The 19897-nt window shown below is 61.8% G+C and carries 18 protein-coding genes and 1 tRNA gene; 8 read left to right on the top strand and 11 right to left on the bottom strand.

Going from position 1 to position 19897, the window contains the following annotated elements; genetic code table 11:
* Positions 1–10: 10 nt before the first annotated feature.
* The 4 genes from IVB22_RS24630 to mobB form a co-directional block, all read right to left on the bottom strand.
* Complete coding sequence (locus tag IVB22_RS24630; RefSeq protein ID WP_247519846.1) at positions 11–1444, bottom strand: sigma-54 dependent transcriptional regulator; 1434 nt, start codon at positions 1442–1444, stop codon at positions 11–13.
* Positions 1445–1530: 86 nt separating this feature from the next.
* Entirely contained in the window at positions 1531–1782 is a 252-nt protein-coding gene (locus IVB22_RS24625; protein WP_247519845.1) for a sulfurtransferase TusA family protein, read from the bottom strand.
* 175 nt (positions 1783–1957) lie between these two features.
* The gene (glp, locus tag IVB22_RS24620; RefSeq protein ID WP_247519844.1) at positions 1958–3211 is read right to left on the bottom strand and encodes a gephyrin-like molybdotransferase Glp; all 1254 of its coding nucleotides are present in this window, start codon (positions 3209–3211) and stop codon (positions 1958–1960) included.
* An 8-nt stretch (positions 3212–3219) separates the two neighbouring features.
* Positions 3220–3747 carry a molybdopterin-guanine dinucleotide biosynthesis protein B gene (gene mobB, locus IVB22_RS24615; protein ID WP_247519843.1) on the bottom strand — a complete coding sequence of 176 codons (528 nt, stop codon included), beginning with the start codon at positions 3745–3747 and terminating at the stop codon, positions 3220–3222.
* Between the two features lie 92 nt (positions 3748–3839).
* On the opposite strand from mobB, the gene IVB22_RS24610 reads away from it, so the two are divergent.
* The 3 genes from IVB22_RS24610 to IVB22_RS24600 all read left to right on the top strand — a co-directional run bounded on the left by IVB22_RS24610 (position 3840) and on the right by IVB22_RS24600 (position 6314).
* Positions 3840–4727 (top strand): formate dehydrogenase accessory sulfurtransferase FdhD, encoded by an 888-nt coding sequence (locus IVB22_RS24610; RefSeq protein WP_247519842.1) that lies wholly within the window; start codon positions 3840–3842, stop codon positions 4725–4727.
* Positions 4720–5355: a molybdenum cofactor guanylyltransferase MobA gene (gene mobA, locus IVB22_RS24605; protein WP_247519841.1), complete on the top strand. Its 636-nt coding sequence runs from the start codon at positions 4720–4722 to the stop codon at positions 5353–5355. The genes IVB22_RS24610 and mobA overlap by 8 nt, the downstream gene beginning before the upstream one ends.
* A 287-nt stretch (positions 5356–5642) precedes the next feature.
* Complete coding sequence (locus tag IVB22_RS24600; RefSeq protein ID WP_247519840.1) at positions 5643–6314, top strand: hypothetical protein; 672 nt, start codon at positions 5643–5645, stop codon at positions 6312–6314.
* Positions 6315–6321: 7 nt separating this feature from the next.
* Here IVB22_RS24600 and IVB22_RS24595 read toward each other — a convergent pair whose 3' ends face one another.
* The 3 genes from IVB22_RS24595 to IVB22_RS24585 are packed head-to-tail and all read right to left on the bottom strand — an operon-like array spanning position 6322 to position 10588.
* Positions 6322–7452 (bottom strand): FAD-dependent monooxygenase, encoded by a 1131-nt coding sequence (locus tag IVB22_RS24595; protein WP_247519839.1) that lies wholly within the window; start codon positions 7450–7452, stop codon positions 6322–6324.
* Between the two features lie 51 nt (positions 7453–7503).
* A complete protein-coding gene (locus IVB22_RS24590; protein WP_247519838.1) occupies positions 7504–9453 on the bottom strand; it encodes a molybdopterin biosynthesis protein in 1950 nt (649 codons plus the stop codon).
* Positions 9454–9475: 22 nt separating this feature from the next.
* Positions 9476–10588 carry a molybdopterin-binding protein gene (locus IVB22_RS24585; RefSeq protein ID WP_247519837.1) on the bottom strand — a complete coding sequence of 371 codons (1113 nt, stop codon included), beginning with the start codon at positions 10586–10588 and terminating at the stop codon, positions 9476–9478.
* 177 nt (positions 10589–10765) lie between these two features.
* On the opposite strand from IVB22_RS24585, the gene IVB22_RS24580 reads away from it, so the two are divergent.
* A complete protein-coding gene (locus IVB22_RS24580; RefSeq protein WP_247519836.1) occupies positions 10766–11977 on the top strand; it encodes an ABC transporter substrate-binding protein in 1212 nt (403 codons plus the stop codon).
* Positions 11978–12010: 33 nt separating this feature from the next.
* On the opposite strand, the gene IVB22_RS24575 is transcribed toward IVB22_RS24580, so the two are convergent.
* Entirely contained in the window at positions 12011–12985 is a 975-nt protein-coding gene (locus IVB22_RS24575) for a TAXI family TRAP transporter solute-binding subunit (protein WP_247519835.1), read from the bottom strand.
* Positions 12986–13153: 168 nt separating this feature from the next.
* Here IVB22_RS24575 and IVB22_RS24570 point away from each other — a divergent pair.
* The 3 genes from IVB22_RS24570 (at position 13154) to IVB22_RS24560 (ending at position 14694) form a co-directional block, all read left to right on the top strand.
* Positions 13154–13229, top strand: a tRNA-Ile gene (locus IVB22_RS24570).
* A 457-nt stretch (positions 13230–13686) separates the two neighbouring features.
* On the top strand, positions 13687–14001 hold the full coding sequence (locus tag IVB22_RS24565) for a hypothetical protein (RefSeq protein WP_247519834.1): 315 nt from the start codon (positions 13687–13689) through the stop codon (positions 13999–14001).
* 204 nt (positions 14002–14205) lie between these two features.
* Positions 14206–14694 carry a tyrosine-type recombinase/integrase gene (locus IVB22_RS24560; protein WP_247519833.1) on the top strand — a complete coding sequence of 163 codons (489 nt, stop codon included), beginning with the start codon at positions 14206–14208 and terminating at the stop codon, positions 14692–14694.
* Between the two features lie 453 nt (positions 14695–15147).
* Here the strand turns inward: IVB22_RS24560 and IVB22_RS24555 are convergent, their stop codons facing one another.
* Together IVB22_RS24555 and IVB22_RS24550 are read right to left on the bottom strand one after the other, a co-directional pair.
* The gene (locus IVB22_RS24555) at positions 15148–16359 is read right to left on the bottom strand and encodes a hypothetical protein (RefSeq protein ID WP_247519832.1); all 1212 of its coding nucleotides are present in this window, start codon (positions 16357–16359) and stop codon (positions 15148–15150) included.
* Entirely contained in the window at positions 16356–17150 is a 795-nt protein-coding gene (locus IVB22_RS24550) for a hypothetical protein (protein ID WP_247519831.1), read from the bottom strand. The genes IVB22_RS24555 and IVB22_RS24550 overlap by 4 nt, the downstream gene beginning before the upstream one ends.
* 1622 nt (positions 17151–18772) lie before the next feature.
* Here IVB22_RS24550 and IVB22_RS24545 point away from each other — a divergent pair.
* The gene (locus IVB22_RS24545) at positions 18773–19012 is read left to right on the top strand and encodes a hypothetical protein (protein ID WP_247519830.1); all 240 of its coding nucleotides are present in this window, start codon (positions 18773–18775) and stop codon (positions 19010–19012) included.
* A gap of 124 nt (positions 19013–19136) precedes the next feature.
* On the opposite strand, the gene IVB22_RS24540 is transcribed toward IVB22_RS24545, so the two are convergent.
* Positions 19137–19796 (bottom strand): DUF6088 family protein, encoded by a 660-nt coding sequence (locus tag IVB22_RS24540; RefSeq protein ID WP_247519829.1) that lies wholly within the window; start codon positions 19794–19796, stop codon positions 19137–19139.
* Between the last annotated feature and the right edge of the window lie 101 nt (positions 19797–19897).

The following is a 19897-nucleotide window of genomic DNA, read 5'->3' as shown; positions in this document are numbered from 1 at the left end:
GCCTGCCCGCTCAGACATTCCATAGCGCGCATTTGCGGTCGATGGTCTTGCGCGAGATTCCAAGCCGGCGCGCGGCTTCCTCACGGTTGCCGCCGGTTTCTTTCAGGACAGAAAGAATGTGCCGGCGCTCCAGATCGGCCAGGCTATCGGCGGCGGCCGGCTGGCCATCGCTTCGCGGCCCGGCGAAATCGTCCGGGAACGCGCCGAGGATCAGCGTGCGTTCGATCAGATTGCGTAGCTCCCGCACATTGCCCGGCCAGTCGTAACTTGCCAATGCGGCGCGGACCGCGCTGCCGATCGCAACCGGCGGCATACCGAGCTGTATCGAGAGCTTGTTCATGAAGATCGCGGCGAGTTCCTGCACGTCGTCGCCGCGATCCTTCAGCAGCGGCAGATGAATCTGCATGACGTTCAGGCGATAATAGAGGTCGGCCCGAAAGCGCCCCTTCTCTACTCCCTTCTGCAGATCGGCATTGGTCGCAAAGATGAGGCGAAGATCAACCGGCACCTCACGCTCGGAGCCGACGGGACGAACGCGGCGATCCTCCAGAACGCGGAGCAACTTGCTCTGCATCGGCAGCGGCAGTTCGCCGATTTCATCCAGGAACAGCGTGCCGCCATGCGCATAGAGAAACAGGCCCTCGCGCCCGCTGTCTGCGCCGGTGAAGGCTCCCTTGATGTGGCCGAACAGTTCGGCCTCGATCATCTCGGGCGGAATCGCAGCACAGTTGACCGGCACGAAGGGCTTGTCAGCGCGATCGGACAGCGAATGAATCGAGCGCGCCGCGACTTCCTTGCCGGTTCCGGATTCGCCGGTGAGCAGGATTGATGTCGGAAGGCGGGCGACGCGGGCAATGGTTTCCCGCACGCCGCGGGTCGCCGGTGACGTCCCGATCAGATTGTCGCGCAGGAACGTGCGATCGGAGGAAGCGCGCAGCGCATAGCGCAGCACATAATTCTCGCGCTGCAACCGGACCCGGTCCAGACAACGCGCCACCGCGTTCAAGATCTGGTTAGAGCGGAACGGTTTCAGCACGAAATCGACCGCGCCGGCGCGCAGCGCCTGAATGGCGGTGTCGAGATCGGCATAGGCGGTGATGAGGATGGCGTCGGCAAAGAAGCCGACGGCGCGCTGCTCGGCGAGCCAGTCGACGCCATTCTTGCCCGGCATGATGTTGTCGAGGATGACGACGTCGAATCGGCTCTTGTCGAGCAGGCGCGAGGCTTCGTCGGTGTCGGCCGCCTCCGCCACATGCTTGCAGCGCGGCCCCAGCGTGCGCACGAGAAAATTGCGCATCCCGGGCTCGTCATCGACGATCAGGATCGAGGCCTGCGCCAGCGCGCTGAACTCGGGGCTGCCGGCCGGTTTGCCGAGTTTTGCCGCAGGTTCATTGATCGTGGCAGGGGATACCGCTGCGCTCGCCTTCGATGTCGGGAAGTTCATGCCGGGGTTTCTAGGACCGAATGTCGCACCCGGCAATCGCTCGGTCGTCTAATTGACGAGCAAGGATTTTGCCCCAGCCGTCCCGCTCAGGCATTTGCCTTTTCCACGGAACCTGCTGTTTTCTCTATCAAAAACACGATACGGTCCTGGCTGCGCTCGGTGATTTCGACCTTGTCGCCGGTCTCGCGAATGAGATTCGGGATGTCGATTACCGACAGCGGATCCGTGCAGAGCACTTCCAGCCTGTCGCCGGGCGGTAATGTCTTCAGCGCCTTGCGCGTCTTCAACGCCGGAAGCGGGCATTTCAGCCCGGCAAGATCGAGTTTTGTCGTCGTCATGCGCCGACCATGGCGAAGCAGAACTGCTTCGTCAACGGACGGTCCGTGGGATGGGCAAAGCGACTTGTCCGCCGTAGCTCGAAGAGCGAAGGCGGAAGCGTGCCCACCATCTAGAAGCGCGCCAGATGATAGATGGTGGGCACGTCGCTGACGCTCCTTTGCCCACCCTACATTCCTAGATCAGACCTGCATAAGACAGAAACCCGACCGTCTGGCCGGGCTCGACCAGCGTCACCTGTTCGCCGAGTTCGACCAGGCCATCGGTATCGACCAGCGAAGACAACAGGCCCGCACCTTCGCGCGGAAACTTCACCGCTTCGAGCGCGCCGTCCGCCGCCTTGCGCAGGTTGACGCGAACATATTCGCGGCGCGCGATCTTCTTCTTGTAGCTGAAGGCGGCGCGAACCGGCATCGGCATCAGCGGCTCCGGCCGCGCACCTGACAGCGCCAGGATCGTGGGGCGCACCACGTGAACGAAGGTGACAAAACTCGCCACCGGATTGCCGGGCAATCCGATGAAAGGCGTGCCGCCGATGATGCCCATCGCGACGGGGCGCCCCGGCTTGATCGCCATCCGCCACAGCACCAGCCTGCCGACGCTTTCGACGCTCGCCTTGACGTGGTCCTCCTCGCCGGTCGAAACGCCGCCGGTGGTGAGGATCAGGTCGTGGGTGCCGGCCACGTCTTGCAGGGCGCGCGCGAGCGCGGCGCGGTCGTCCCTGAGGATGCCGAGATCGCTGACCTCGCAGCCGAGCCGCGACAGCATCGCCATCAGCATGAAACGGTTGGAATCGAACAATTGCGCCGTGGCGCGCGCTTCGCCCGGCGACGCCAGTTCGTTGCCGGTGGAGAACACGGCGATGCGAAGGCGCCTGACGACATCGAGCTCTGTCAGGCCGAAGGCCGCGGCAAGCGCAACATCCTGCGGCCGCAGCCGCTGGCCGGCCTGCAGCGCCGCAAAGCCTGACGGAATGTCTTCGCCCGCGGGCCGCACATTGGCGCCGGGCTTCAGGCCCGCAGGAAGCACGACCTCCTCGCCGTCAACGCGCACGTCTTCCTGCATAAACACAGTATCGGCGCCTTCGGGCATAGGCGCGCCGGTAAAGATGCGCACCGCCTGCCCCGGCTTGAGCGGCGCAGGCGTGGAGCTACCCGCCTGAACGCGGCCGATCACCGGAAATGCCTGTTCTTCCTTTTGCGGCAGGTCGCGGCTCGAAACCGCATAGCCGTCGACGGCGGAATTGGTGAAGGGTGGCAGCGGCAGCGGCGCCAAAATATCGTGCGCGAGAATGCGGCCATCGGCGCGGGCAAGCATGACCGTCTCGACATCCACGACCGGCGTCACGCGCGTCGCAATGAGGCCCACGGCCTCATCGACCGACATCATCGGCCCGCCGAAGGCAAAGCAATCGTCGGACAATTGCGCCATGTGCCTGATCAGCCCTCAGCTTCGCATTTCGCCAGCACGTCCTCGAGCGATATCGCCGATTTCAGCATCATCGCCGCCACCGCCTCGATATCGTCGAGATGGGCGGTCGGCAGCGTGGTTTCAACCGCCGTATCGGTCGCGATGCCGACAATGCCGGGATCGTCGGGGAACAGCAGCGGTTTTTCATTCGCGGCGCGATAAATCTCGATTTTGCGGTGCGGCTCGCGCTTGAAACCCTCGACGACGACGAGATCGACCGGCGACATCTTTGCCAGCAGTTCCGGCAGCCGCGGCTCGCGGGCCCCGCGCAGCTCGTGCATCAGGGCCCAGCGCTGGCTGGACGACACCAGGACTTCGGCCGCACCGGCCTCGCGATGCTTCCAGGAATCCTTGCCGGGCACGTCGACATCGAAGGCGTGATGGGCGTGCTTGATCACGGATACGCGCAGGCCCCGTTTCTGCAATTGCGGGATCACCCGCGTCAGCAAGGTGGTCTTGCCGGCGCCGCTCCATCCCGCGAGGCCTATTACTTTCATCGCATTCTCCGCTGTCCTGGCCGGACCGGGCTAGGCATTCTCCAAAGGTGCTTTATATCGGCTGACAGCCATTGTCATGCTAACCTGCGGACATGATGAAAATCGAGAAAGCCCCCGCCCCCCTGATCGTGCCGAATCCCGAGGATCCGCGGCTGACCGAGCGCGTCGCCGGGACCGACCAGGCCGGCGCCGCCGTCGAGATCAGGGTGCCGGTGGAGCGGCCGCTGACGCTGTACCTGAACGCCCAGGAGATCGTCACCATGATGACGATCGGCGACTATCCGGAATACCTCGCGCTCGGCTATCTCCTGAACCAGAACATGCTGAAATACGACGACGTCGTCACCGAGGTCGAATATGACGACGACCTTCAGGTGGTGGTAGTGCGCACCGAGCACCACACCAACTTTGAGGCAAAACTGAAGAAGCGCACGCAAACCTCGGGCTGTGCGCAGGGCACAGCATTTGGCGATCTGCTGGAAGCGGTCGAAAGCGTGGCGCTGCCAAAGGCGGAATTGCGCACGTCCTGGCTCTACCAGATGACGCACGCGATCAACACCATGCCCTCGCTCTATCTGGAAGCCGGCGCGATCCATGGCTGCGTGCTGTGCAAGGAAGGCACGCCGGTGTGCTACACCGAGGACGTCGGCCGCCATAACGCGGTCGACAAGATCGCAGGCTGGATCTATCGCCACGGCGTCGATCCCGCCGACAAGATCCTCTACACCACCGGCCGCCTTACTTCGGAGATGGTGATCAAGACGGTGCGGATGGGTATCCCCATTCTCGTCTCGCGCTCTGGCTTCACCGCGTGGGGCGTCGAGCTGGCGCGGCAGGTCGGGCTGACGCTGGTCGGCCGCACGCGGGGAAAACGCTTCATCGCGCTGTCGGGACAGGAGCGGATCGTGTTCGACCAGAACCTCGACTATGTCGAGGAAGAATCCGCGCGGCACAAGCGCAAGGGTGAAAGCGATGACTGACGCGACGGGGACCGTCAAAATTCCCGGCGTGCTGCTCGCCGGGGGCCTTGCGCGACGGATGGGTGGCGGCGACAAGCCGATGCGCACCATTGCCGATCGCACCATCCTCGACCGCGTGATCGCGCGGTTGAAACCGCAATGCGACGGCCTCATCCTCAACGCCAATGGCGATCCTGCGCGCTTTGCGGCGTTCGGATTGCCAGTCGTCGCTGACGGCGTTGCGGATTTTCCCGGTCCGCTCGCCGGTGTCCTCGCAGCGCTCGACTGGGCTGCGGCCAACCGGCCAGATGTAAAACTCGTTCTCAGCGCCGCCGCCGACTGCCCCTTCCTGCCGCGCGATCTGGTGTCGCGGCTGCAGGCTGCGCTCGAAGCGGAGAAGGCCGAGCTTGCCGTCGCCGCCTCCGATGGACAGTCGCATCCGGTGATCGGACTATGGAGCGTCGGCTTGCGCGAAGAGCTGCGTCACGCGCTTGTCGTCGAAGACGTCAGGAAGATCGACCGCTGGACCGCGCGCTACAAACTCGCCACCGTGACGTGGCCGGTCGAACCGCTCGATCCGTTTTTCAACGCCAACACCGTGGATGACATCGCCGAGGCAGAACGGCTGGCGGCGCTGGACGGGGGTTGACTCAACTCTCTCCCTCGTCGTCCCCGCCTAGTGCGCAATTGCGCACGTGGCGCGGGGACCCATAACCACAGGACGTTGTGAGTTAAGCAGGACGTCAACCACCGCCTTTCATCAGCCGGGCCGCGGCGTATGGGTCCCCGCGTTCGCGGGGACGACCGCGGGCTCGGTAAGCAATCCGCTTAACTACCTGGAGATTGAAGAATTCGGTCGTGATTTCAGATTCAGATTAAATGCAATTTAATGTGCTTGCCCATAGGGTTATCGCGGTGGATTAGGCGCGAGGCACCATGGCAATATTCGGACGCAGGAAGCCGCAAAGCTTTACCGAATTCAAGGAGACAATGCGCGCGACACCGGACGCAGATGGTGTGACCCGCGTCTTCTCCAGGGAACTCTGGGACGATCCAAAGATCGGCAACTTCCTGCGGGAAGTTGGTCTTGCCCCGGATGATGCGCGCAACATCCTGCCGACGGCAGAGGACTATATCGCTCTCTTCGCGGCGGCCAAGCAGCGGCTACATGAGCGCACTGAAGCCTTCAACCGCGACATGAGGGCGCGCTATGGCTACTGCCATGCCGTACCTTTTCTGGTCATCGACCACACGATCTGGGACGGCGAACATGGTGCGTTCCTGTATGCCCAGATGAAGCTCATAGGGTTCGATGAGTGGAACGTACTTATGCTGGCAGGGGATGTACGTACCAAGGAGGCCTGTGATCTGGCAGGCCATCCCGGTACGGTGCCGGCGATCACGGAAGTCATGACCAAGCGCGTGATCGACTGGAAGCAACGTCATGACGTCGCGCTGGAAGCATTCGGAGTTACGGCGACAGGCGGCCAAGGCATCACCCGGGAGCAATACGAGGCGGAGCACGACATCCTGCGCCGGGAGATCGTGGATAACGTCGGCTGGATGAAGCCACGGATCATCAGCGAGCTGTTGCGCATTCAGGGTTAAGGGAAAATTACGCCGCCAGCGGCACGGTCCAGGCGTCGTAGCCGTAGACCCAATCGGTATCGGTCTTGCCGCTGAGCCAGGTATTCGCCCGCGAGGTCTGCTGGATGCGCGCGGTCCGATCTTTACGCGTCGCCTCGAAGCGGCGAAACGCGTTCGCAACGCCTTCCCTTTCGACGCCGTCAAGGCAGCGCGACAATACCGCCGCGTCCTCGATCGCCATCGCCGCGCCTTGCGCCATGTAGGGCGTCATCGGGTGGCAGGCGTCACCGAGCAGCGTGACATTGCGGTCGGCCCATCGCTCCAGCGAGTTGCGATCGACGATCGCCCATTTGTGCACGTCGGGGCATGCGGCCAGCACCTGTTCAACTTGTCGGTCGAAGCCGGCGAACGCCTTGCGCAAATCCCTGACGTCGCCCTTCGCCGACCAGGACTCGATCCGAAACTCCGGCTCCGGCTGACTGGTGACGAGGTAGATCTCGCTGCGGTCCGGCTTGACGTAATAGATGACGATGTGCCGGTCCTCGCCCCACCATTTGGTGCAATCGTCAATCTTTTCACCGCCGAGCAGCGCGGCCGGATAGGTGGTGCGATAGGCGATCCGTCCTGTGAAGCTGACCGGCGAGGCGCCGAACAGAACGTCTCTCACGAGGGAATGGATCCCGTCAGCGCCAACCACGGCATCCGCTGTTGCAGTTGCGCCATTGGCAAAGGCGAGCCGGATGCCCTCGCCGGTTTCCTCCAGCCCGACCAGCTTGTGGTTGAGCTTGACGCACTCGTCTGGAACGGCGCTGGCGAGAGCCGCATGAAGATCGCCGCGATGCGCGAGCAGATAGGGCGCACCGAACTTCTGCTCCGCGCTCTCGCCGAAGATCATGTCGAACTTGACTTCGCCGGTGCGCCAGTCGCGGTTGTTCCAGGAGCGCGGATAGAAAGACTGCGCACGCAGCCTTGCCTCCAGCCCGAGACCACGCAGCACCTTCATGGCGTTGCAGCCGATCTGGATGCCGGCGCCGATCCGCGCGAATTGCGTGGCCTGCTCGTAGACGGTGACGTCGATGCCCACCCGCCGCAGCGCCGCGGCGGTCGCGAGCCCACCCATGCCGGCGCCGATGATCGCAATCGATAGCGGTCTTGCCATTCCCGTCCCTGCCCGAACCGTTTCTAATGACGGCTTCTTACATGTCGCGCGTCAGGCCGGCCGAAATCCCGCCAGCTTCAGCGCCGCGCGACCCTCTTCCGATGCCAGCGCATCGAGGAAGGCCTGCACCGCCGGCCGCTGCTTGCGCGCCTTCACCAGCGCAAAATCATAATGCTCTTCGGCAAAGGGAATGAAACCCAGGTTTGACGCATGCGCGACCGGCGCAATGGTCATGCCCCAATCGGCGCGATGCTGCGCGACCGCAGCCGCCACCGCATTGTGCGAACGCGGCTGATTCCAGTAGCCGTCCGGGCGCGCGCCGCCGAGCAGCCGGTCGATCAGTATCCGCGTGCCCGCGCCCTGGTTGCGATTGACCATGATGCAGGCGGAATCGGCCAGCGCCGCACGCACCGCGTCTTCAGCATTCAGACCTTCGAAGCGCCGATCGCCCTTGCGGAACACGATGCCCTGCATGCGCCGCCAGCCCGGCACAAGTTCGAGCCCGTCAGTGAGATAGGGCGTGTTGTAGGTCTCGGTCTTCTCGTCGAATAAATGAATCGGCGCAAAGTCGCACTCGCCGCGTTTGGCGGCCGAAAGCCCGCCAAGACTGCCGACGGCGATCGAGCGCACGACGAGGCCCGCGTGCGCCATCGGCGCGGTGACGAGATCGAGCCCGGTGCAGTGGCTGCCGACGATGACGAGATCCGGCACCCGCACATGCGGCGTGAACAACGTCACCTCGGCCTCGCTGCCGGCCGGCATCTGATCGGCCAGCGCATCGATGCGCAGAAAGCCGTCGGCCTGCGCAAAGGACGTGATGGCGCCGGAGCCCTTGCCTGTGGGGTAGGCGATCAACCTGTCCGCCCCTTCGACCAGCGACACCATGACGAATTCGGTGCGGCCGAGTTCGGAGGCGATCCGCACCGGTACGCGCGCATTGACCTTGGCGTCCGAACGCTGCGGCAGGCCTGCCATCCGCCGCAGCACCGGCACGATCATGTCGTGGAAGGTGAACATCGCCGAGGTCGGAAATCCCGGGAGGATGATGACGGGCTTGCCGTCGCATACCGCAAGACACAGCGGCTTGCCCGGCTTCAGCGCCACGCCATGCGCGATGATGCCGGGCTCGCCCAGCCGGCCGATGATGCGATGGGAAACGTCGCCCGCGCCCTTCGACGTGCCGCCCGACAGCACCAGCATGTCGCTGGTCGCGAGCGCCTCGCGCATCGCGGATTCAAGTTGCGCTTCGTCGTCGGGGATCGCCCCTAGAAAATGCGCCTCGCCGCCGTTCTCCGAGATCGCGGCTGTCACGATCGCGCCGTTGGTGTCGTAGATCGCAGCCGGGCGCAGCGGCTGGCCAGGCTGCACCAATTCGTCGCCGGTGGAGATGATCGCAACGCGCGGCCTCCGCGCGACGGTGACATGCGCGATGCCGCAGGCCGCCAGCATGCCGATCTCGCGCGAGCCGATGATGGTGCCGGCGCGCAGCAGCGCCTCGCCGCGGGCGATGTCGGAACCGGCATAGGACACGAATTGTCCGGGCGACGCAGCGCGGCGGATTTCGATCGCGCGATGTCCCGCCGGCTGCGTATGCTCGACCATGACGACAGCATCTGCCCCGCGCGGCACCGGACCGCCGGTCGCGATTGATGTGGCTGTTCCCGACAATACCGGCCGCGTCGGCGCGGTGCCGCAGGCGATCACCTCATCGTTCAGCATCACGCGCACCGGCGAAGCCTCGCCGGCCGAAGCGAGATCGGCGGAACGCATCGCGAAGCCATCGACATTGGAACGGTCGAACGGCGGCACGTCGATCGGCGCCACCACGTCTTTAGCAAGCGCGCAGCCGAGTGCGTCGGCGAGCGGGCGCTTCTCTGCCGGCACCGCACGCGGGAACAAGGCGGCCTCGAAACGCGCCAGCGCATCCTCACGCGACAGGATCGTCAGGAACTGGTCCTGCTCGTTAGTGTCGCGATCTCTGGGCGAGGTCGTATTGATCATTCCCGAACTCATATCAGTCCCGTCAGTCCCGCAACATATAGGCATCCACCGGCGCGCTGGCCGCAAAGCCTTCCGAGCCGCCTGATACCACGAGCCAGGCTTCGGCGCGGGCGATCGCCTCCAGCGACAATTCGCCCACCGCCAGCGGGGTCCACATATCCTGCTTCCGCTCCAGCAACACGATCTCGGCCATGCCAACCTGAGATGCAATCTTGCGCGCCAGCGGCAAATTGACTGATTTTCGCAAGGCTCGGCCCGAGAGGCGATCGAGTACAGGAAGCGCCAGCGTCCACCATGCCGCAAAAGCCTGATCCGGCGCGCCCGGCAGCACCACGACGGGCGTCTTGCCGACGCGTCCGACGGCCGAGGTACGGCCGGGCAGCAGGGCAATGCCATGGGCGAAAACTTCGCCGCGCGCAGCCAATGCCGTCACCGCCGCGTCGGTGCGGCCGACGCCGGAGCCGCCGACGATCAGGAGCAGATCATATGCGCCGTCAGCAAGTGCCGCCGCAATCGGTCCGGCATCGCGGCCCGCGGCGGTCGACGACACGACGTCGGCGCCCTCCGCCCGCGCACTCTCCGCAATCAGATCCGCCGTCACCGCGCCGCCGGGAACATCGACGACGCCGAGCCGCGGACGGCGGACTTTCATGCGCCCTATTCCGGAGGCGCGCGCCATCAGGAGATCGCGCGGCAGCACACGCCGCCCGGCCTCCGCGACGAGACTGCCTGCCGCGATATCGCCGCCGGCCCGGCGCACGCCCTGCCCCGGGATCGCCTCGGCCAGCACCTGCGGCATCGGCCCGGAGAAATCGACCGAATCGGAATCGAGAACGCAGTCGCATTCCTCCGGAATGGCCTCGCCGGCCTCGACCCAAACCGGCGGCGCGGACAAGAGCAGCGGTGAATAGGAGGATGCGCCGACGAGATCGCGTGCGCAAAATGCATAGCCGTCCGCCGCCGCGGTATCGCGCGGCGGATGAGCCGGCAGCGGCGGCATCCCGGCAGCGATGCAACGCAGCGCTTCCTTGAGCGTTACTTCCACCGGTGCGACCGGTTCCAATCCGTTCAGCAGGGCGTCGAGCGCCACATCGAGCGGCGTCAGCGAGGTCGGCAGGCGCTGGGGCGAGGTCATGGCCCGGCTATGCCCTGAATCGGGCCGGAAATAAACAGAACCGGGGCAACCCGTCGTCGGGCCTTTCCCCGGAACCACGTTGACGCCGGCCGAAAATAGTTGCAAATGAGACCAATTGGCGGATCAAACCGCCTGCAAAAACCAACGGCCAACGTGCCGCTTCCAGGGAGGAAACAGATGTTCGCCAGGAACCTATCCAGGCTGGGAATAGTCGCGGCCGCGATGCTGGCATCGACCGCCGCGCTCGCGCAAGTTTCCGACGATGTGGTCAAGATCGGCGTCCTCACCGATATGAACGGCCCGGCGGCGACGCCGACCGGCCAGGGCTCGGTCACATCAGCGCAAATGGCGATCGACGATTTCGGCGGCACGGTGCTGGGCAAGCCAATCACCATCATCGTCGGCGACCACCAGCTCAAGCCCGATATCGGCGGCGGCATCGCGCGGCGCTGGTATGACGTCGATCAGGTCGATTTGATCGTCGACGTTCCGGTGTCGGCGGTCGGTCTTGCGGTGCAGAACATCGCCAATGACAAGAAGAAGCTGTTCATCACGCATTCGACGCTGGCCGCGGATTTCCATGGCAAATTCTGCTCGCCTTACGCGATGCAGTGGGTGATCGACACCCGTTCGCTCGCCGCAGGCACCGCGCAGGCGGTGGTGAAGCGCGGCGGCGACAGCTGGTTCTTCATCACCGACGATTATGCGTTCGGCCACGCGCTCGAACGCGACGCCTCCAGCGTCGTCACCGCCAATGGCGGCAAGGTGCTGGGCGCGGTGCGCCCGCCGCTCGCGACGCCGGACCTGTCGTCCTTCGTACTGCAGGCGCAGGCCTCGAAAGCAAAGATCATCGGCATCGCCGCCGGTCCGCCGAACAACATGAACGAAATCAAGACCGCCGCCGAGTTCGGCGTGTTCAAGGGCGGCCAGCAGATGGCGGCGCTGCTTGCCTTGATCACCGACATCCATTCGCTGGGATTGCCGGCAGCCCAAGGCCTGTTGCTGACGACCTCGTTCTACTGGGACATGGACGACAAGACGCGTGAATGGTCAAAACGCTATTTCGCCAAGATGAACCGGATGCCGACGATGTGGCAGGCCGGCGTCTATTCCTCGGTGATACACTATCTCAACGCCATCAAGGAGGCCGGCACCGACGAGCCGCTGAAAGTGGCGGCGAAGATGCGCGAAAAGCCGATCGAGGATTTCTTCTCCCGCAACGGCAAACTGCGCGAGGACAATCTGATGGTGCATGACCTGTGGCTGGTGCAGGTCAAGAAACCGGAGGAATCGAAATATCCGTGGGACTACTATCAGATCCTCGCCAAGATCCCGGGCGAAGAAGCGTTCGGCCCGCCGGATCCGGCCTGCGCGATGGCAAAGAAATAGAAGCGCGTCCCGGACGCGGCGCGGATGGCGAAGCTACTTCACCACCCCAACCTCGCGGAAATATTTCATCACGCCGGGATGGATCAGCGCAGCGTTCGGCGCGGCCGCGACCGTGTTCGCGGCCGTGGTCTCACAGGCCTGCGGCAGCTTCTTGCACAGCGCGGCTTCGGCCCCGTGCAGCGTGCGCGCCAGCCGGTAGGCGACGTCGTCGGGTAGGCTTTCGCGCGCGAGCACAAAACTCCATGAACCGACGGAATCGATCGCTGCCGGCTGGTTCGGATAGCTGTTGGCGGGGACCGTCAGAGGTTTCAGGAACGCATGCTTGGCGCGGATGCGCGCGATCTCGCTGGCGTCGGGCGCGATGAACCGTGCGCCGCCGGGGCTTTGCACCATCGTAGCAAAACCCGGCCAGCCGACGCCCGCGCCCCACAGCGCCGCCGCACGGCCGTCCTGCACCATAGCGGGACCATCGCCGGCGCGATCGAGATAGATCGACTTGAAATCCTCGTCCTGCTTCAGCCCGATTCCGTCGAGCATGTAGCGCGACAGGATCGGAAGACCCGACCCCTTGGCGCCGAAGGCAACCGGCTGGCCGACCAGATCCCTGATCGTCTTGTAGGGACTGTCCGCACGCACCACGAACATGCCGGGACTGGAATACATCGCGGTGAGGATCTTCAGTTTTGTCGCCGCCCGCCCGATGCCCATGAAGGCTTCGTAGGACGGCTCGCCGGCCACCAGCGCGATGTCGAGCTGGTCGGATTCAAGGAACGGGATGTTTTCGCTGGAGCCCTTGGTGTTGCGCGGCTCGATCGAGAGCCCCGGATCGGCCGCATTCAGGATTTCGGCGAAGGCGTTGCCGTAGACCGGGAAACCGCCGCCCGGCGTCGCGGTCCCCAGGCTGATTGTGGTTTTGGTAATGGCCTTGCCTCCATCCTGCGCCGAGGCGCCACCCGCCAAAACCAAAAGAAGGAGACAGGCACAGGCAATCCGAGCGGCAAGTTTCATTTTTGGCCTCAAAGCGTATCCCGACGAATGATGCAATAGAGGTTGTATGGCAAGCGCAAGGCTTTGGGAAAGCCTGTTTTCGGCCCGGAGCCGGCATTGCCGTATCGCTGTCATGCCTGTAAACGATGCCAGCACCGTTGCCGGCCGCCTCCCCGGCCGCTCGCGGCGGGGCCTGTAGCTCAATGGTTAGAGCCGGCCGCTCATAACGGTCTGGTTGCAGGTTCGAGTCCTGCCGGGCCCACCAGTCATTACAGGAGCTTATTACGTTTCTGAAGGGTGACGATTTGATACCGCCTCAGCTACCGCCACAGAAACCAATCGTGATTTGTTCGCGCCACGTTCGTTGATAGGCGTTTGGGAGGCCGCCGGCACGCCCCAATCTGCCATGGCGAAGAGGCGTGCGTCCAATTCATCATCGGAGCCACAGAAAAGCGATAGTGTTGCGATTTCAATGATTCACCCTATGCTCTCAATAGGATGAAACACGAACGTGTGCACTCAAACTAGCCGAAATTGCACACGTTTGTACCCGTTTTGACCTCTCGGTGCACACGTAGCGCACACGAATTGGGGAGTGCACACGGCCATGGCCAGCTTCACTCAGTTGCCCTCCGGAACTGGCGCGTCCAAGTCCGCCGCAAGAACCGCTACGTGTCAGAGACCTTCCGCCGGCGCAAGGACGGCGAAGTTGGGCGCTCAATATGGAGCGCAACATTGACCGCCGTGGATCACCGAAACCGAAGGCTGCGGCACAGGTCCGTACGTTCGGCGACATCATCGATCTGCACGTCGAAGATATGCACGAGGTCGGCCGCCCTCCCCGACCTTCCAAGGCGGCCGTCTTAGATGCGCTGAAAGCGTCCTTGGGGGCAGTGAAGTTGTCCCAGCTCAATCGTGAGCGACTGATCGAATTCGGTCGAAAGCGGGCGAAGCAAGGTGCCGGGCCGGCCACGCTGGCGATCGACTTCTCATTCATCAGAACTGTCGCCACACATGCTGCCGCCGTGCGCGGTTGAGATCTCGGCTGAAGAGGTTCGATTAGCACGCTTTGCAATGAAGCATTTGGGACTCGTTGGTAATTCGGAGGAGCGAGACCGACGGCCAACCCAAGATGAGCTCGATGAGCTCATTGAATACTTCGAAACCAATCGTCGGCAGTTCATCCCGATGGGCCGCATCGTTCGGTACGCTGTGGCGACGACCATGCGGCAGGAAGAGATTTGCCGGCCCGACTGGCCCGCGTCGATATGCAAAAGCGGCTCCTGATCATTCGCGACCGCAAGGATCCTCGGGCCAAGGATGGCAACGATCAGAAGGTCCCGCTTCTCAATCTGACCGGCTACGATGCGTGGGAGATCATGCTCCAGCAGCGCATCATCACTCGGGGCTTGGGTCGTGTATTCCCTTACAACCATCGCTCAGTGAGCGCGGCCTTCACGCGAGCCTGCGACGAGTTGAAGATCGAGGATCTGCATTTTCACGATCTGCGGCACGAAGGCACTAGCCGGCTCTTCGAGGCCGGGCTATCGATCGAAAAGGTTGCTTTAGTTACCGGTCATAAGGATTGGCGTACGCTGCGCCGCTACACTAAACTGAAGCCCGAAGAGCTTCATAAGCTACAAACTGAGCCGCAGCCATCGCTGGAAGAATTCATCCAAGCGCTTACGAAGAACGAGCATGGTAAGGCACTGGCGGAAGTGCGGATTTAACTTCAGTTCTCCGGCGATCTCCTTGAGCCGCTTGCCGTACTTGTATTTGACTGCCTTCAGCTTATGGGCGTGGGCTCCGTACTCAAAGCCGAGCGCGCCGTGCAACCGGACGGCTACCTCCATATTGGAGGCGACTTCCGTCTTTCAGCGCCTGACAGAACTTAGAGTGGTCAATCTTCAGCGGTTGATGGTTTGATGGGCGACGAGGAGTCGGCCTGTTCTAGCTGCATGGAATTCGTGGCATTGAACGCCTCGAGCATCAGCAGGTGCAATTCTTCGCTTATGCGATATCGCTGGCCGTGAGGGGGAAGTTGAGGACCGCGGGCAAGAGCTACGTCCTGTTCGTTGACCGACTGTTGGAGAACCGATATGAGCGGCTTGACCTTTACGGCCTCATGTGTGGCTTCGCATATCTAATCTTAAGAGTTTCTGGTATCGCCCACTAAGTGCGCCTCAGCTTTCCAAGTATTCCCGATACCATTTGACCTGATACTGATCGACCTGGAAACGGCCATCCATCATCGAGCCGTTCTTGCGGTCGTCGCCGTTCATAATGCAGCCCAGTTCCTGAACGCGATCGAAGCAATCGACAATTGCCCTTGAGTGGCCCAGCAGCCCCTCACTGGTAAACTTCATGCCGTTGTAGGCGTACCTACTCTCTGCCTCACCCAGCAGGCTCTTATAGGTCCCCAGGATCGGCCTGATGTACATCAGCGCCACATCATCCACTTCCGTCGGGGCGTCCCTGTCGCCAAACAGGACCTTCGAGAGCTGGCGGGCCACCTCCCACGTCCCGCTTTCCTTTCCCTGTGCCAATCGCTGTTTCATTACTTCGACGAAGTCCAACTTGGCGTAGTTGAACGGCGCGTTGGGCCACCCGTTCTTGATGTAGTACTCATGCATGCCGTGAGCGAACAGAGCCCTGATGGTCTCGTCAGCGGCGATTTTGTTGATCTCGGCGGAGCGCGCGGTCGAAAGCTTATTGCTGAGATAGGCAAACATGATTTCAGTGATTTGGCGGAGCGAGTAAATGCCTTGCGAGGCCTCACCCAGCAGTGACGCTATCATCGGCAGTTCAGCCTTGGTGGCGAACTTCTGCAGCCATTCCGTGGACGCCCGTCGCAGGCGCACATCGATCGGATGCGGTGGTTGTGTGAGCTGGCGGGCGTTTTCGAGGGCCACCCGGTAGCGGTGTATCCAGTACTTCGTCCGGCTCGGCGCCTCCAGGAATACGTCGCCGTAAGACACCTCCAGTTCCTTGGCCAGCCACTCCTCCTGCTGGCGCTTGAAAACTCCTGTACGGGCGTCGTGCAACATCCCGCCGAGGTCTTTCAGAACGGGATGGGTCCGCGCCCTGATGCCGAAGATTTCATCCAGCTTCGCCTTCTCCGCGTCGCCCTCCACGATGTACGGCGCCTGGTCCACCCAGAAGATAATGGGCGCAGGATCTCCGATGCGGAACATCCGCTGCCCGTAGGCATCGGGAATCAGGGAGGTCAGCTCGTAACCGTCTGCGTTCTCGAAGTGCAGGAAGGCGCTGATATTGAAGTCAGCATCCATTTCTGGAAGGTACATCGAATTGCCAGCCAAGAAGACGGGCACGCCAATCGAGTCGACCGGCGATAGTCGAATCGCAGCGCAGACTAACAGATCGTCGGGAGTCAAAGGTTGATGCCTGCCCGCTTGTAGACCTGCTCCACGCACTCATAGATCAGGCCGTAATGTTGGCTGATGTTCAGTGGCAACAGCCGATAGGTTTCGACCACATTGGTCAGGTCCTTCAGGGATTGTCTGACGCCAGGCGTCCGCGTGTATTCTTCCGGAATGACGACACCCAGCAGGTTTTCCTTCTTGAGCGGAATGTCCTCTTCGACCTGAAGCTCGATAGCCGCCGCCCGGTCGTCATAGTTTTTGGTCGAGCCTTCCTTGTACAGCTTCGCCACTGCCAGAACCTTGGCATGGCTCATGGTGAGCAAATGCTCGTCTTTCAGCTTCTTTTGGTCGTTAGCGTCCCGGTCGACGTACCGCCGCGGTGTTTCGAAATAGAGAGAAATCAGCCTTCCAATCTGGTCCTGATCGGTACCGACATTGAAATCATCCAATTTGAACGTCGTTAGGTAGTCGGGCATCCGTCCCCTGTTGAAAGCCCCTGTGTCGAAGGGGTGTATCCGCTTCAGTGGCGGTGGGGTATTGAACCTCATAACAAACACGGACGGCAGCTGCCACGGTTCGGGGTTCAGCGCGTCCTTGCCCTTATAGGCCGCGCGGCCGACGAAGAGGTAACAAAGCTTTTCGCCCTTGAAGACGTTGCACTTGACGGCGAGGAGCTTTTCTTCCCTTAGGATCGGAATGAGCCGGCTTGAGGCCGTGCTGTGAATCCATGGAGGAGTTTTGGGAACAGCCAGATTGCTGTTCATGAAAAAGTCCTGGAGGTTCACGTCTTTTGGTTTGGCCATCGGTTGATCCACGAGCTGCAGCAAATCACCCGCACAACCTATCAGGCTTTGCTGGTTCACACTCCCAGGACGCGCCCTACACCCTTTGCCAACAGGAACAAGCTCGTTACACTGACCGCCGCCGCCGCTAGAACTGTGGCGAGCACGAAGATGAATCCCACCCAGGGCCGAACGCCCTGGACACGGTTTCCGACTGAGCGAGCACGTTGGCCAAGCCGATAATCAGCTTTGGTCTAGTGGGCCCTTCGTCCCTTCGTCTTGTAACCGCCTTCTTCACGGCAACCTCCAAATCCCAAACCACCTAAGTCTGGCAGAGCCCGTCAACCGCAAACAACGCATCAACCTACCGCCATCGGTTTTGCACGTTTGCAAATCCCATTTGACGATTCATCCGACACCAATGGTTATTTCATCCACCCCCAACGATAAGCAACGAAGCGGCCCGTACAGCGGCATTTTCCGCTATCAGAACAACGAGTTATGCGGGACGAAGGAGACGATCTATATGAACTACTTTTTTGCCCGACGCAGCAAGTGTAATTCGTCGGCGCTCCAAAATTTGGAAAAGTCGTCCAGGAAAGCGGAACAACAGAACGAGGAATCGGCGTCAACGAGATCGACCGGTCCGTATCCGACGGCCTTAGCGAGAAGATGAAGGACGTCATTCGGCAGTCGCCGGCAGATCAGGCGCTGAATAGCAAGGCGATCGATGCCGCCGTCGCGCAGACCGGCGCTCCATCGACGACGAGACCCTGTTCTAGTGGACGCGAACACTACCCATGATGCGTGCGCCGCCAAACTGGCGGCTCTGTATCAGGCTGCGGAAGACGCGGGAAACCTTCGCCGCCCACATGGAGGCCGGCGTGCCTCTCTGGCAGTTTGTGATGGACGCCCGCGCTGCCCGCGACTTCAAGGCGAAGCAGATGGGCCTGAAGATAACCAACAAAGACACACACAACGAATGCCGAATAAGACTAAGCGCACAATCACAATCACCGCAGAGAACGACTACGAGATTCACCGGCTTGCGAAGCTCTGGGGCATCAACGTCACCAAGAGCGAGAGCGCTGATATCACTACCTCGCAGCCTAGCTCGGTTGCGACGACTTCCCGCTATAACATCCGCCAAGCCGAGGCACTGGAAATGCTGAAGGTTTTGCGCTGCCGCCTCCCCGGCCTTCTGATGGGACCGGTCATGCCGTGGGACACAAAAGCGAAAGCCCAACGACTTCAGACAGTCGTCGGTAGCCCCCCTTTACTCTGCAACCATGGACGACGAGGGCAGACCCCTCCATGTGCCTGTTCGGATCCGAGCGAAGAACCCTGTGCCGCTGAGCCCCGCCGAAAAGATGATCGCGTCAGGTCCGCCAGAGTCGTTATTTATCTGCTTTGATCGCAACAAAATTCGCAGCCTCCGTTCCCAAAGGGACGCGATGCCATGTCCGTCGGCGATATGCGCGAGTCTATCTCCGAAATCGGAGGCGGCGGACTCGTTTGAAGTTTTGGGCGACTGCTGACACGATCGGCTACGCCGTGCCAGGCCGCATCTCAGTTCGAAAAGGTTGACGGCGCGGTCGCAGCTCCTATTTCAATACCGCGCACGGCAAAAAACTGGATTCGACATGGCATTTAAGAGCCTAGAGTTTTTCCATAGTGAAAAGGGCATGGGAGATGAGCAGTGGTTTTCGCTCATCCTAGACCGCGATACCGGCGCCGTCGCGGTTTTGCACGAAACGTCTTTGCGCCACGACAATGGCTATAAGCGCGACACTCATCATATCGAGCTTGAAGTATTTCTCAATGGGAAGGGAACGCCGCAGGATAAATTGCGGGCACTCATTGGCTCGCTCGTAAAAGATTAGCCGAGCTCCGAGCAGGCGAGACGCCGCCCTCCACATTGATATACCAGGCCAACGTTCCTTGCGGAACTCGCCGATTTTCACGCCCCATACTGCACCGCTCACACCGTTGTGAGATAACGGTATCTCACCGGGTTTCGGCAGTACCCGGTGAAATCAAGTCGCGCAGGAAGTTCTGCATCCAAATGGGCAACGCCGAGAAACCGTGGCGCAGGTCGTCGCAGAGCGCAGGTCCATTTTCGGGGTCGGCGAAGAGACGACGAAGATGCGCCACCACACGCTCGTGCTCCTCTGCATTAGCCAAGGCGTCCTGCATCCAATGAAGCGCTTGGACCACGAGCATGGCGGGGCGACCCGCCCAGAAGAGACGTTTGGGCGCCGCCGACTTGAACCGGATTTCGCGGGCGCCTAGTTTGATTGGCTTGAGACGTGTATCAACCAGCACTTCGATCCGGGATGGCAGGGCCGTAGTCAGTCCGAGATCGTTGGCAGCGGTCATGCCATCAACAACAAAGCGGGCCTGATCGCGGCGGGTTACGGCGCGGATCACGGCGCGATAATCAGGAACCGTATCGCTTCCAACCACTCGAGTTCGGTGCGGACAATCATATAGGCCACGCTCAATTCGACGCAGTTCTCCAGCGGCGGCGAGTCGTTGCAATGATTTGTCTACCGCGGCACGTCCACCAAGGTCCGCAAAGTCCGCCGGCGTCCATACGGTATCTCCGCTGGATTGGATGCGCTGGAGCAAACGCGAGCGAATGTCAGAGCTGCGTGAATCGGGCACGTCCGAAGAATTGCGGATATTTCGGACGTGTCAATGTCCGAAGAAGACTACATTCTTCGGACCTGTGCTAAGTTGCATGTTGTATAGGCGAGTCGCCATAT

This window comes from Bradyrhizobium sp. 190, from assembly GCF_023073415.1.
Lineage (GTDB): Bacteria > Pseudomonadota > Alphaproteobacteria > Rhizobiales > Xanthobacteraceae > Bradyrhizobium.
Note: the sequence above shows the minus strand (reverse complement) of the source record. Positions and strands in the feature narration are given on the sequence as shown.

Bases quoted from the DNA above. Each gene is read 5' to 3' on its own strand.
- mobA (WP_247519841.1), top strand. From the start codon at position 4,720: ATGACTGACGCGACGGGGACCGTCAAAATTCCCGGCGTGCTGCTCGCC.
- IVB22_RS24630 (WP_247519846.1), bottom strand. From the start codon at position 1,444: ATGAACTTCCCGACATCGAAGGCGAGCGCAGCGGTATCCCCTGCCACG.
- IVB22_RS24545 (WP_247519830.1), top strand. From the start codon at position 18,773: ATGGCATTTAAGAGCCTAGAGTTTTTCCATAGTGAAAAGGGCATGGGA.
- IVB22_RS24595 (WP_247519839.1), bottom strand. From the start codon at position 7,452: ATGGCAAGACCGCTATCGATTGCGATCATCGGCGCCGGCATGGGTGGG.
- IVB22_RS24600 (WP_247519840.1), top strand. From the start codon at position 5,643: ATGGCAATATTCGGACGCAGGAAGCCGCAAAGCTTTACCGAATTCAAG.
- glp (WP_247519844.1), bottom strand. From the start codon at position 3,211: ATGGCGCAATTGTCCGACGATTGCTTTGCCTTCGGCGGGCCGATGATG.
- IVB22_RS24585 (WP_247519837.1), bottom strand. From the start codon at position 10,588: ATGACCTCGCCCCAGCGCCTGCCGACCTCGCTGACGCCGCTCGATGTG.
- mobB (WP_247519843.1), bottom strand. From the start codon at position 3,747: ATGAAAGTAATAGGCCTCGCGGGATGGAGCGGCGCCGGCAAGACCACC.
- IVB22_RS24610 (WP_247519842.1), top strand. From the start codon at position 3,840: ATGATGAAAATCGAGAAAGCCCCCGCCCCCCTGATCGTGCCGAATCCC.
- IVB22_RS24580 (WP_247519836.1), top strand. From the start codon at position 10,766: ATGTTCGCCAGGAACCTATCCAGGCTGGGAATAGTCGCGGCCGCGATG.
- IVB22_RS24590 (WP_247519838.1), bottom strand. From the start codon at position 9,453: ATGATCAATACGACCTCGCCCAGAGATCGCGACACTAACGAGCAGGAC.
- IVB22_RS24625 (WP_247519845.1), bottom strand. From the start codon at position 1,782: ATGACGACGACAAAACTCGATCTTGCCGGGCTGAAATGCCCGCTTCCG.
- IVB22_RS24565 (WP_247519834.1), top strand. From the start codon at position 13,687: ATGGAGCGCAACATTGACCGCCGTGGATCACCGAAACCGAAGGCTGCG.
- IVB22_RS24575 (WP_247519835.1), bottom strand. From the start codon at position 12,985: ATGAAACTTGCCGCTCGGATTGCCTGTGCCTGTCTCCTTCTTTTGGTT.
- IVB22_RS24550 (WP_247519831.1), bottom strand. From the start codon at position 17,150: ATGGCCAAACCAAAAGACGTGAACCTCCAGGACTTTTTCATGAACAGC.